Origin of the sequence: Pandoraea terrae (assembly GCF_902459695.1) — a bacterium.
GTDB classification, from domain to species: domain Bacteria; phylum Pseudomonadota; class Gammaproteobacteria; order Burkholderiales; family Burkholderiaceae; genus Pandoraea; species Pandoraea terrae.
The window spans coordinates 97,829-111,037 of the sequence record NZ_CABPRZ010000004.1; the positions used below are offsets into that span (position 1 = coordinate 97,829).

Below are 13,209 nucleotides of genomic sequence, written 5' to 3' on the forward strand. Positions count from 1 at the left end.
CCATGGGCCCTACGGAGTCTCAACATGTCGAAAACGTCAATTGGCAAAGAAATGCTGGATCAAGCTGTCGACGTAACCAAACAATTGGGCGTAACCGGCTTGAAAACGTTCAGATTGGTATATAACGCCCAGTCTTCAACGGACAACCCTACGGCGAAGGTTTTTGCCAACGGACGCCAACAGGTTCATATCGAAGTGCACATCGATGCACGCGATGCCGACGGCGTGCATGTCGATTTGCCGAGTGATTTTGTCAACAACATCTCTCTGTTCAGTTACGACAAAAGCACGGACATTAATTTCATAGGCGGCTGGAAATCATCGAGAATCAAAGACATCTACGATCCATTTCCCGTTTCGAAAAATGAAGCACCGGGCGAAGTCGTTTTCGAACCGGAATCATATGGTGCGTCCGGCGTCGAGAGCAAGAATACGTTGAATATCTTCTCGCTGTGGGCAACCACAACGAGTCTGGAAGCGCTGCGCATCAGCGCTGTCGCGAGGCTTGCCTCCGGCGCCGAGTACCAAACGAATCACCGCGATGTGCCTGCCGGCGGCGAGGGACACCAGGGGAAATTCAACAGTTCGGTGACGGTGCAGCCGGTGCGTCCGGAAGTATATGATGCGGACCACTTCGAATTGGAGCGCATCGATGAAAAAGAGCAAAACAATATGGATGTGGATCTATATTTCGTCTCTCTCAAAAATAAACAAATGAGGATCGTTTCAAGCTTTCAACGTGGCTACAACGAAAATGGAATGTATTATTCCTGGCCCAAGAGTCCAAGGAAAATACAATTCGCGCACCCTGTTGCGCCGGCGGAATCCCAGTTCACCTACCGTACGACGGGCGATACTGGAGCCTTTATCACTTACCGAATCAATTATCGCCCTGGCAAAGCGACCGCAGCAAGAATCATTGACAGGAATAGAAACAACCATCGTGGCCCGCAACTTTCCACCGATGCACAAATGACTTACACCGACAACTTTGGCAATGAACATCAGATCCGTCTTTTTCATTCCTCAAATGGCAACACGATCCATTTGTCGAACCCTCGATCCGCCGAAGCGGAGGACGACGTTTCGGCGCCAATTGACGATCCGGCGGCATAGCGAACCGTTGTCATGCATCGACAGATGACCTGCAGTCCCGAACAGCGTGCGGTGAAATATCGCCGGCCACAATACGCCGTTGGATCGGCGCGGTGGACGGCACCTTAATCTCGCGCAACCTTTCGCCGCGATGGCGGCCGGGAGACGGAAATGAAAATGCAGAAAGATTCTCGGCAGTCCTTTGAAGAACTCGCCGACTTCGATCTCGAACTGGGCTCGGCGACATCGTCGCTTTATCGCAATGGCCGTCAGCAGGTCAAACTGACGGTCAAGATACGAGCGATCGACGTGAACGGTAACGACCTGGCGTTGAGCGACGCGGAACGGAAAAGCTTGCACCTCGTGCAATACAAGGGCTCGGCCGAGTTGCCCCAGGAGTGGGTGAGCAGCACCACGTATGACGGTTATGAGTACTTTCCCGCAAGCGAGAGGCGTGCTGCACGCGACGGCGCTCCACGTGACACCGAGTATTTCGATTTTTACGTGTCATCGACCGCGTCGTCCCCAATGCAAGTTGCGGCACAAATCACGCGTGACGACGGGGTGATCATCCGCACCAACGGCACGACGTCGCACCCCGACAAGTATCCCCACAAACACGATAGCTCGGTCACGTTGACACCGGTCACGCCGCCAAATTATCCGCTCGATCATTACCACCTCGTCAAGGAGCGCGTGCAGGGCGACGCCGGCGAATGGAACCCGACATTCATCGATAACCACTATCTGTCTCTGAACGATAATCGCGGGCAAGTCATTGACTTCCGGGCGGCAGGGATGACCATGAATCCTGCCGGCATGGTTCAGTGGCACGACAAAGTGGTAACCGAAACGCATGTGTCCTATGTCGGCTACGGGCAGCCTGGCGAAGCGCAGGCGTATTTCAACCCGGAGATTTACCTCGAGAATCACACGCCCGATCCGACTGTCCTGCGCCCCAAGCCGGGGCAGTGCACGATCATCCTGGTTGCCCGCGCGGACATTCGGTACCACAACGACAGTGCCAATCGACACAATGGCCCATGTCTCATCCACGTCGAAGACGTTTATGGTAACGAACACAAGCTGCGGGTCACTTTCGCCAGTACGACGAACCGCTTCGACCTTACCCTGAGCAAAGCATAGCGGCCGTGTCTCCCCGGAAACCTGCACACCCCTCGGATGAAACATAACGACTATCGATATATCGGACTTGAACGCCGTTGAGCATCGACCATACGTGGCGGCGTATGGTCGATTCCTGAAAGCGTCGCGTCCCCGGATCGCTCACCATGGCCCCCATGCCTATCTGATCCGGAGAAATTGCATGACGTCCATTGATACCCTGGCCAGCTCAGCGAGGATGGATCGCGACGACGCGAACCGAATACTCGAGGCAGTGCATACGCACTCCCCGGGTGCCGCAACCACGATGGTCGGCGTGACCAGGCAAGGCGGCGTGGTGCTGTTTACCGGGTTGCAATTCCTGCTGCATCCCCGACAAACGCAGCGGGCGAGATCGCTCATCGCCGATCATCTGCAATCGATCGGCTTCGACCGATACACGTTCCTGCCCCGCCTTTACGACCAGCCTGCGACGCAATGGATCACGCGCAACCTCGGCCAGGCGCAGAAGCGGCAATACGAATCCATGATGGCCAAGAACGCCGACTACGCCGATCGACGGTTCGCGTGTGCACCCAAGCCGGAACTGGAGCGGGTCAGGGGGACGCCGCCTCAAATGCGCCTTGCCGGGACGCCGCCGGTCAAGATGAGCGGCGTCGACCAACCCGTGCTCAGGTACACCACCCCGCATGAGACGGTCAACGATATATTGGGCACAGCGGACAATAAGGTCGGACGATACCTGCAGTTGCAATGCAGCGGGGAAGGTGGCACGGACTACGCGACGCGACTCCCCTCGGCCCGGTTCTCCGACGTCCATACCGCACGCCACACCATGATCTCGGCGCCTGACGGCACGCAGTTGCCGGCAAATGTTGTCAAGATCGACGGCAGGGAAGTTGCGATCGCTTGCCAGTATCCGCTGGACGCGTTTATGCAACATCATTTTGAGATGTTGATGGCGCAAGCCCCTTCCATGCTGGTGGTCCTCGCCGGCACCATGGAGACCAGCTCCCCTTGGGACGTTCCATACTTCGCGCACCGGGCCACCGCCGGGCAAATCGAAGTCGAGCATTATCAGATTGGCAAGCTCGACATGGGGCGCCACGAAGAGGCCATCCACGTGCATCGGTTGGCGCTCGATACCGGCAAAAGCTGCGTGAGTTTTCCTGTTGTACACGTTACGGGATGGCCCGATCACCAGAGCATGCCCGCCGAGGACATCAAGTCCTTGATCGATGTGATCTCCGACGTGCGAAGCCTTCATCCTCCGCTGGTCGACGGACACGAAGCCGTCCCTGGCGCGATCCGGCGGGAGACCCCCTTGCCGATCGTGCATTGCCGTGCCGGCGTCGGCAGAACGGGCACGTTGATCGGCGCAATGGCACTCTTGAAAGACAGGACGCTCCCCCTCGAAACCATTGTCACCGACATGCGCCTGAGCCGCTCCCCGATGATGGTGCAGACAAAAAATCAGCTCAACACGCTCGTGGACATCGCCCTGGAGAATGGCAACCCGCTCCCGCCGCAGGCGCATAAGCCCGCCCAGTATGCGTGAACGCGCGTCAGCGTTGAGAAACAAGCCGTCGATCGACGGCTTTTTTTTCGGCACGATGCCGCATGGGCGATTTATGCAAGCGCTCTCTCAACCTGATCAAGCATCATGACGCCAGAGGGTCGCCAAGGGCTTACCGTTCTCAGGAGATAGACATGACTGGCATCGCCACGCAAGTACCCGCTTCGAGAATGGGGCCTGAAGACTTGAGGACGCTATTCGACACGGTGCGCCATTCCCCGTCGTGCAACAACGACGCAGTGCTCGGTGTCAACAAGCGCGGCCACGTAGTGCTGTTTGCGGGGTGGCAATTCCTGCTTCATCCGATGCAGACACTTCGCGCGCAATCTCTCATCGCTGACCACGCGCAGAAACACGGGTGCTCCCGGTTCACGTTTCTGCCGCGCATGGACAACCAGGATTTACGAAAATGGTTGGTGCGCAACCTCGACGACAAAACGCGGTCGTATATGACTATCGAGGACCGCCCGCGCCGGCCGCATCACCGCCGGACGGCGCAAGCGCAGCCGAAGACATATCCGGCATTGCGCCAAACAACGCTGTACCACGCGCGGCGTACCTACCCCGCACATTCCCCCGCCGAGCTCAAATGCGAGCCGACCGCAACACAAGCCGATCCACGCCAGGCGGTTCACGACGCACTGGGCACCAAGGACAATGTCACCGGTCTGTATGAACGCATGACGGCAGCGGGCGAAGACTGCGGCGTGCTGTTCCTTTCAGGGCTGCCTACCGCCCGCTACCCGGCCGAGGGCGTCGCGTGCCACACGATGGTTACGGCGCCCCACGGCACGTCGCTGCCGGCGAATGTCGTGAACATCGCGGCACAGGACGTGGCGATTGCTTGCCAGTATCCCATTCGGCCTCATGTGACGAAGCACTTCGAAATGTTGATGGCGCAAGCGCCCTCCATTTTGGTGATCCTCGCCAGCGCCACGGAGATCGATGAGCTACCCGCCTGGTCCTACGGTGCGACCGACCCGCAGCATTGGTATTTCTCGAATGCGCTGACTGCCGGCCGTATCCATGTCAATCCGCAAGCGCTCGGAAGGCGCAGCTTGACGGCGCAGGCTGGTGAGATCGAGACCTATCGGCTGACACTCGCCACCGAGGAGAGCTCAGTGAGCTTTCCCGTACTGCACGTAAGCCGTTGGTCACGGGTGAGCGACCCGTCCGCCAGCGATATTCGGGCGCTGGTTCGCGAGATCGACATCGCCCAGCGGCAACATCCGCGCCAAGTGACCGGACAGCCCGTGCTTGGCGCTGTCCACCGTGACGCCCCCCTGCCAGTGATTCATTGCCGCCGCGGCGCGGGCAGGACGGGCGTGTTGATCGGCGCGATGGCGCTTTTGAACGACAAGGGTGCAGCGCTCGAGGATATCGTCACCGACATGCGCATGAGCCGCAATCCGGACATGGTGGCGACGACGCGTCACCTCGACACGCTTATCGAAATCGCAGAGGACAACGGCAATCCGCTACGCAGCATACATCCGCCACGCGTCGTCGCCGCAAGCGTATAAGCTCGTCCCGGCAGGTACTTCGCCGGGGACCCATTGTGCATTACCACTTTCAAAGGAGCTCGGCATGACAACATCGAGCATGATCAACGGCGAAACCGCCGCAGCCCTGCGCATTGCCGACACGATTCACCGGCGTAGCATCGGCGTGAACAAGGCACACGAATTGGTGGTGTACAGCGGCCTCCAATATCTGCTTCATCCACATCAGACACGACGTGCCGCGAGCATCATGCGTGAAGTGGGCGCGACCGGAAGCGCCCAACGCCATCGCTTCTGGCGCCCGCTGCGACTTTCGGACGCGTCGACTCGTCGGTTCGTGAAGTGGTTCCTGCATGACACCTTTCCGAATCGCAACCTGCAGATTTATCGGAGTGCCGCGATACGGCTGGCCGACATCCCGCGTGACGGTGAAGCGGAGCGCTGGCTCAAATCGATCATCGACGCGCCGCCGACCTATATGGCCCTGTTCACGTCCGAGGCGGAATCACGCGAAGCGGACCTTGGACGCCCGGCATTGCTATGCCCGCCCGAATCCGACTCAACCGCCTCTCCCACGCCCAGGTACGTGGGTAACGTGGAAATCGAAATCGTGGACAAACAGATCGAGCATTTCGCGCAACACGGCATTTTCGTCCGAACTTCCTGGATCACCTTGGCGTGCGAAGACGAACGCGTCACTTTTCCGTTCTTTCAGGTGATCAACGACGACGGGGGGCGCCCTCTGTCTGTCGATGAAATCCAGGAGCTGCAGCGATGGTTCGAGGCCGGCCCGGCCAAGTCCAATCACCGCTTCGCCCCGAGCATGGAGCGTGCAGGCATCCCCGAGTCGCCGATGCTCCTCACACCCGGCGCCCTCCGTCAGGCCGCTCTGTGGGCAGCAACCGCAGAGATGCGTACGGGAAGCACGGGCTCCGTGCGGCACATTGTGGACGACTTGGGCGCTGCAAACCTGCCGCTGAACCTGGAGCCAGACGAAGTTCAGGCGCTCGAAGACATCGCCCAAAACATCAGGATCGACAGCCAGGCGATCCGGAATTCCGAACAGGTGCTGTTATCGGACTCCGAAGAAACATGGATGTGGGATTCCGAGGGAACGTGGTGGTGGTATCCCGAGGAGGACACGGAATCAATTCGGTCACAGGGACCTTATGGAAAGCACCATGCATGATCTGACTTCCTTTCATTGGGTGGTCAACGACCTGCTCCGGCATGTCGGTTTCCCGACGCAGACGTTCGCGCCAGATCAAGAGGTTGTCAGCCTCGAAGTCGAAGACCATTTCTTGTTGCATTTCGGCTCGATCGACCCCACCGCCTGGTTCATGCTTGCCGAAATGGTGAACCCCGTGGAGAACCTTAACGCCATCGACGCATTGCGCCACAACCACATGCGCGCCGAGCGCTGGCATCCGATCATTGCGATCAACGCCGAAGACAAGCTCTTTTGCTGGTTGAAGCTGTCGGTCCAGGAGCATGATCTGGCGAGCCTCGCCGAGGCCTTCGGCGCGCTTATCGCAACGACGGAACACATGCTGGATCTATCGAGAGCGCATCCATTTCCCACCCCGCTCTCGCCGACCTAGGCTCGCGCGTGCGCTCTATTCGGGCGAACGGAGATGCACGCTTGCTTTGACCGGTTCGCCCGCTTCCGACTTCACCCAAGGGAAACACCCTATGAGTCTTGCCCTCCCCCCCCTCGGGAACCCAACGCTGCTGAATACATTGCGTGAGCTTCCCGCCGATACCCCGATTGGGTTCAGCAAGAATGGCCTGGTCGCCCACAAAGGCTTCAATATCCTTGCGCATCTTGGCGCACGGCGGCGTGCCTACGAATGGCTCAAGGCGCCACCGCCGGCCGGACTGCCGATCTCGACGCGCATGACGCTCAAGGACTCGCTGGCCTGCCTGCTCAAGCGAGTTACGGCATCCGACGTGATCGCGCGCCTGGAGCAACTGGAAAAAGGTGCACCTACGACGCGCCAGTCCATGCGCCGCCTTATCGAAAAGACGGAATCGGCGCACGTCCAGACAGGGGTGAGGCGCAATGCAACTGCGGGTGGCGAGGCATCGAATGCAGACGGGCCTCCTGTTCTGTCTACAGCCAACGAAACGAGCCGCCTGGTCCGGGGCGTACTCGACGTCCTTCGCGGGGATAGCCTGACCTTCAAACCGCAAACGCTGGAGCCTATCTACGACACGATTCCCCCAGGCCCTGCCCGCTCAGTGCCAAATCTGGCGGCGCACCGCGACGTGCCGCCGCCATTGCCGCCCAGACTGCGGCGATCCACCAGCGAGCCGTCGATCCTGGCAGGCGCGCACCGGCCAGCAGTGCCGCAGTATTTGGAGCCCGGTGCGAGTCCGAGCTCGGTGAATCCGCCGCAGGCCAACCCCGCGCCCCGTCAACCCAAGCCGATTCCGCTGCCGCGCACTGTGTTTCCGGGCAGGGAAGCCAACCAGGAAGCCGATGCAACGGATCGTCCTCGCCCCGTTGCCCGGCCGCGCCCGGACCGCCCCGCGCCCGACCTTGAGTCGTCGCATTTGAAGGCGGAATAGCGGGTGCCGCCCTCGGAGCCGGCCGAGCGTACTGCGTCCTTCTAGCCGATTGAATCGGGTAGCGTCCTGTGCCCTCGCCCCACCCGCACGCCACTCGAACGGCAGCGTGCGGGACCTGCCGCTTACACGCGCATCGATCGTGCGTACGTCGCGGCATATGATCGATTCCTGCAAGCGTTCCATCGCCGCATCGATCACCATGGCTCCGGAGAATACTTATACGCCTGGTCACTCAGGAGAAGTCCATGACTCAAATCGTCACAGGGGTACCCGCTGCAAGCATGGATTTTGCCGCTTGCGCGTCGGTCGTCGACATTATTTGCAGTTCGGGTTGCGACAAAAACACAGTCCTTGGCATAGACAAGAAGGGCGAAGCGGTGCTGTTTACCGGGTGGAAATTCGTACTTCACCCGCAGCAGACGCTGCGCGCACGGTCGCTGATTGCCACGCATGCGAACACGAAGGGGCTCAAGCGCCTCATATGGCTGCCGCGCATCGGCAGCCCTCGCGTACGGCAGTGGATGGTACGGGATCTCGGCGGCGATGCGCCGCTGTGCATGCTTCTCTTGGACAGCCATCTGGCGCGGCCTCAAGGCGGGATGACGACGGCGCACCCGAATATGCGCTCGGAACCGCGCGAGACGCTGTCACACCGCGCGCCATTTGCCACAAACACGCATTACGCCGCAGAGCGCCTGCGCGGATCGAATGCAACGCAAACCCCTTCGGCCCAAGCGGTTCACGATGCGCTCGTCGCGCAAGCCGATGTCCCCGGTCCGTATGACCGCTCGACGACCGCGTACATTGGCAAGCCCGGCCCCGTCTCCTACACAGGCATCAATAGCTTTCGGCATAACGCGCGCCGCGACGCACCGGATACCGGCACATCCAACAGCCATCCCACACCCGCCGACACGGACAGCCTGCTGCGGGAGGTCATCCAAATCCTCCGCGGCAAGGGCATATCCCTCGACGAGCCCGACCACGACACGATTCCCGCGGGGCCAAGCCGCTCAGCGCCAGGCCTGACGACATTTCGCGACGCGCCTCCCACACTGCCGCCCGGAATTGCGCGATCCACCGGCGGGCCGGTGGACCCGGCAGGCAGGCCGCGAAAGCCCCCACGGTTGTTTCCCCCGCCGCGCCCGAATCTGAGTTCGGTGAGCCGCCCGGCGCACCAGCCAAGCCCTCCCACCTTCGGCTAACGGACTCAATCCAGCGCAACAGCCGCCCCGCGAACGGCTCGAACGGCCCGAACGGCAGTGTGTGGGGCATGCCGCTTACACCGCGGCGCGACTCCCTTGTCCGGCAAGGACAGCGGGCGCTGCCTTGACTTTAATTAATCCACCGACCGTGGTGGAACACAACGACGCGTTCGCCAGCGTGTCGAGTCTGAGCGCCCGCACTTCGAAGCCGCACGCGTTACCGATCATGTACGCGCCGTATTGCGTCGCCATCTGTCGTCCGATCAGATGATCCTCCATCAGTTGGGACAACACGTCCGCGTGACGGTGACTGATCACTCCGAAGTTGGGGTCGTAGAAAAAATAGTTCAGCGCACCGGTGCGGTCGAGGCATGTGCCGAAAAGCATCGAATGCTCGACGGTCGACATCAAGAACATTTGATTCGGACTGGACAACGCAGAGATCATGTCGGTGACTTCGCTGAACTCGCGCAAGCCCACACTTTCCTGCGCAGCGGCGATCCCGGCGTGGGAGTGCAGGGCGATCAAGTCGGCCTTCAACGCCATGGCGCGTTCGGTTTGGGGCGCGGTGATTGCCGCATCCAACGTGCGCACCCAATCGGCGGTTTTCCGCCGGTACAGCGCCACGGCCATCGCCCGGCACAAGGGAAGGCAGAAACCGCGTTGCGCTCCGACACTGGCCAGATAGGGCGCCTGGGGAAGCGGCAGGAACTGCCCACCCAACAGCGCAACGTCCGCACGCAAGAGGTTAGCCGCGACCACGGCTTTTTCCGCGAGTTCCGCTGCGCGCGTGGCGACAAAGCGTTGATATAGCATGCCGAGCTCGCGCGGGTCAGTCGTCGCCGGGTCAAGAAAATCCAATTGCAGCAGGCCGGAAGCACGCCGGGTTTGCGGGCTGGGCAGCGCAATTTGCTTGCCCGCCTGCACACCGTCCAGGAACGCGTCTCTTTTTAACTGATTGGAAGCCGTCCTCAGCGCCGTCGCCTTTGATTCAAATTTCGCACCGACAACTACCGTGGCGGGGTCGGGTAGAACATTACCGCCCCAGCTGCTTTGCGCTTCGACCGGCGACTGTATCTCGCTCAGATACCATTCGAAATCCCCCCCCAACTCGAGCAACGGCCCCGATGCCAGTTGCGTGGCCTGATCAACCATCCGCCAGGAACGGACATCCGTGTCATAGGCGACGCCGTACACGTGATCACGGACTTGAGCGTAAAGCCTGGAATCATGGTGATAGAGTCCGGGCAACGCTGGCGCCATGTCCGACGACGATGTCGAGGATCGGAACGCATTGAGGCCACCCATGGCGCTAACATTGCGGGCGATCAGTGCGCTCAGCGACACGCTCCCTCCGACCAAACCGCCGACCGCGAAATTGGCGGCCACCGACTTCTCGGCGGGGGTGTCGGCGAATAGCGCCAGCGCGCCGCCTAGTGCCAACTGAAAGGCCGCGAGGCCAATCGCGGCTTGACTCAACGGCGCCATGAAAAAACTGGCGGCGCCAATGGCAAGGTTAAGCGCCAGAAGCACCTTTTGAAAGCCCCCCAGCGGGTGGATTTCCTCGGCAGCCGACACCTCAAAGGCTCCCGTCAACCGGCGGCGGAAGGTATTGAATATCGCGTCGAAAACATCGCCATCGATATCAACGCGATCGGGTCTGATCTGCCAGACGCCCGCGTCATCAGTGATTTGTGTGCCGCGGATATACGCGGAGAAGTCCATCGCGCTCTCAGTGCCGCGCCTCAGGGAAAACGCACTTTCGAGTCGAATGCGCTTTTCTTCGCTCGATACCTGGTCGTGGCACCAACGCTGCGCGGCGTCCCAATCGGGGAACTCCTTGAAGCGAGGTCCTCGCGACCACGCGTCGTAAAATACAACGACGCCCGTGTTCCGATCGGTAAGCGTGAGGATGTCCGAGCGATAGCCGTTCAGGGATAGCCACGCCACCCGAACGTGCTGCGGCGCGTCAATATCGGTTCGAGCCAAACCGCTCAATTCCAACGGCGCCGACGGCTCGACATTGGCGACCGCCAACGCCATGGCCATGGCCGGCGCCCCCAGCCGCCTGGCAAATGCACCGGTATTGGCTTCAACAATATACGAGCCTTTCAGTACCTCACGGATCTGCCGGCTTTGCTCGGACAAGAACGCGTCGAACCTGCGACGCAAAGTCTCACGATATTGAACAACGTCAATGCGCCGGAATAGCGCGCCCGGGGTCAAGCCTGCCAAATCATCGGGCTTGCCGTCCTTGCCCGGCGGCAGCTGAAAACGCGCCCGGGAAAGGGCATTCAGCGGCAGACCGCCTTCTTCCAAGCGGATCATCACAACGGCCGGCAATGGAATTACAATCTCCTTATGGGATTGAACATCCGACTCGGGGGAGCGGTCGATAAGTAACAGGCTCAAACCGATCCGCTCCACATCGACATGTTTGCCGACGTGCGCTTGCATAAGCGACGCAACGTACTGCGTGGCCACTTCTCGCACGCTCGGCGCGGCCGCCACAATGTCCGCACGCATTTGGTTCAAATGCCGCAACTGCTCGACAGCCCTGTCGTCAAAACGAACGCACTCCTGTCGCGGTGGCAGATCGGGCGGAACGCCGCCGGAAAAACCGATAAACGCAGCATCCGCCCCGGGCACGCGGGCGGAAGTCTCGAACGGCACGGCCGTGAACCAGGAGAGCCAGCGTTGCTCGCGCGCGCCTTCTGCCACCGCTTCGGCGCTGAACGCAAGGTCGTCCTGAATCACAGCGCAGTTCGTTCGTGTAACGACGGACAGAATGTTTTCCCGCTCGATCGTCAACACGATGCGCGCCCCCTCGGCACTCGCTGCAGCGCGATGCCGCAGCGGCAAACACTCGAGCAGGTGACGGCGCGCGGATGAGGTCCCATCGCGCGCGAGATCGCCGACCAGCGCGTGAAGCGTTGCATAATCTCTGAAAGGCACCGCACCGCCTGGAGTGAAAAGCACGCTTCTTGCGCCCGCGCGTTGTGAAACGACAAACATGCCTGCGGGATATAGCAATTCGGTCTGTCCCGGCACACTGACCCCGATACGATAAACGTCGACCCCGTCGACGCCGCCGTCACTCTCCTGGCGCTGCGAAGCGCTCGGCAACGTCAGGACGGTGCGCATGAGCGCCGTAGCTTGCCGGCCGATGCGGCCGGCCAACGCCTCCAGGTTCAAGCTGGTACGAATGACCCACAAATGCTTCTGGATCAATAACGAGCTATGTCCATCGGGATCCACATCGAAGCTTTTGATCACGCTGTCCCAGCCCTGCCGATACACGCGCAGCCAGTCGGCGTTGCGCACGCGCGCGATAAACGTGGACAGGTCGATCCCCGGGACGGCGTCTGCAGGCGTGTATTGTCTCGGAAGGTTCGTATTACGCAGATACACACCGTAATCGACCGAGTCCGGAATGCCGTTCTCAGGATCCGACGCAATGCGGATAGCCGCGTCCGTCAACGTCCACGATTGCCGCAACCGCTTTCGTTGGTACTGACCTTCGGCTAACGGCGAAGACCACAAGGGCCCCCACACGTCGAATTGATTCAGATAGAGCCTGTCGGGATTGAATCCACGGCCGGCCGCACGTGCAAACGCCGCGCCAAATTCCGCAACAAGCCCTCGCTTGAAAGCCGCCCGTAAATCCCCTTGCGGCAATAACATCCTGGTAAGTTCGTTTTGCATATGATGCCGCAAGTTATAGTCTTCTGCGAGTCCGTGCAGGGTCAGTCCGGCTCGGGTCGGCGCAAGATATTCCAACGCCGCCGGCAATGTTTGGTCTTCCGTGGAAGCGGTCGCGGGCACTGTCGTCATGCTCAATGGCTGATCCACGGATCTGCGCGGACGGCGCGCGGCGGCGCCGCGAAGCGCCAGCGGATCCCACTCGGAAAGTCTGTCCGGGAGCACCTCGTCGCAAACCGCAGGCGTAGCCGCCAAATCTTCGGAGGGTGTGGGGGACGCGGCGGCGGATTGACCGCCGGCCTCGGCGTCACGCCCGTCCGCTGCGCATGTGGTGTCCTGAGGCGGCCGATAAGAGGGCGTGTGAATATTGATACTGGACATGACGATTCTCCGGACAGTGAAAGATGAGATGCATCACAACGCAGCGGGCGCG

The 13,209-nt window shown here is 60.6% G+C and carries 9 protein-coding genes; 8 read left to right on the top strand and 1 reads right to left on the bottom strand.

The window, feature by feature from the left end:
• Positions 1 to 24 precede the first annotated feature (24 nt).
• The 8 genes from PTE30175_RS06015 to PTE30175_RS06050 all read left to right on the top strand — a co-directional run bounded on the left by PTE30175_RS06015 (position 25) and on the right by PTE30175_RS06050 (position 9,074).
• Positions 25 to 1,116, top strand: coding sequence for a hypothetical protein (locus tag PTE30175_RS06015; protein WP_150696156.1), 1,092 nt, complete (start codon positions 25 to 27; stop codon positions 1,114 to 1,116).
• Between the two features lie 156 nt (positions 1,117 to 1,272).
• Positions 1,273 to 2,241 (top strand): hypothetical protein, encoded by a 969-nt coding sequence (locus PTE30175_RS06020; protein ID WP_150696157.1) that lies wholly within the window; start codon positions 1,273 to 1,275, stop codon positions 2,239 to 2,241.
• 181 nt (positions 2,242 to 2,422) lie between these two features.
• A complete protein-coding gene (locus PTE30175_RS06025; RefSeq protein WP_150696158.1) occupies positions 2,423 to 3,778 on the top strand; it encodes a protein-tyrosine phosphatase family protein in 1,356 nt (451 codons plus the stop codon).
• Between the two features lie 152 nt (positions 3,779 to 3,930).
• Positions 3,931 to 5,319 (top strand): protein-tyrosine phosphatase family protein, encoded by a 1,389-nt coding sequence (locus tag PTE30175_RS06030; protein ID WP_191628858.1) that lies wholly within the window; start codon positions 3,931 to 3,933, stop codon positions 5,317 to 5,319.
• Positions 5,320 to 5,548: 229 nt separating this feature from the next.
• Positions 5,549 to 6,487: a hypothetical protein gene (locus PTE30175_RS06035; protein WP_150696160.1), complete on the top strand. Its 939-nt coding sequence runs from the start codon at positions 5,549 to 5,551 to the stop codon at positions 6,485 to 6,487.
• Positions 6,480 to 6,899 carry a CesT family type III secretion system chaperone gene (locus PTE30175_RS06040; RefSeq protein WP_191628860.1) on the top strand — a complete coding sequence of 140 codons (420 nt, stop codon included), beginning with the start codon at positions 6,480 to 6,482 and terminating at the stop codon, positions 6,897 to 6,899. The genes PTE30175_RS06035 and PTE30175_RS06040 overlap by 8 nt, the downstream gene beginning before the upstream one ends.
• Positions 6,900 to 6,990: 91 nt before the next feature.
• Positions 6,991 to 7,869 (top strand): hypothetical protein, encoded by an 879-nt coding sequence (locus PTE30175_RS06045; RefSeq protein ID WP_150696162.1) that lies wholly within the window; start codon positions 6,991 to 6,993, stop codon positions 7,867 to 7,869.
• 245 nt (positions 7,870 to 8,114) lie between these two features.
• Positions 8,115 to 9,074 carry a hypothetical protein gene (locus PTE30175_RS06050; protein WP_150696163.1) on the top strand — a complete coding sequence of 320 codons (960 nt, stop codon included), beginning with the start codon at positions 8,115 to 8,117 and terminating at the stop codon, positions 9,072 to 9,074.
• A gap of 75 nt (positions 9,075 to 9,149) precedes the next feature.
• On the opposite strand, the gene PTE30175_RS06055 is transcribed toward PTE30175_RS06050, so the two are convergent.
• Positions 9,150 to 13,157, bottom strand: a complete 4,008-nt coding sequence (locus tag PTE30175_RS06055) for a dermonecrotic toxin domain-containing protein (protein WP_338044410.1) — start codon at positions 13,155 to 13,157, stop codon at positions 9,150 to 9,152.
• Between the last annotated feature and the right edge of the window lie 52 nt (positions 13,158 to 13,209).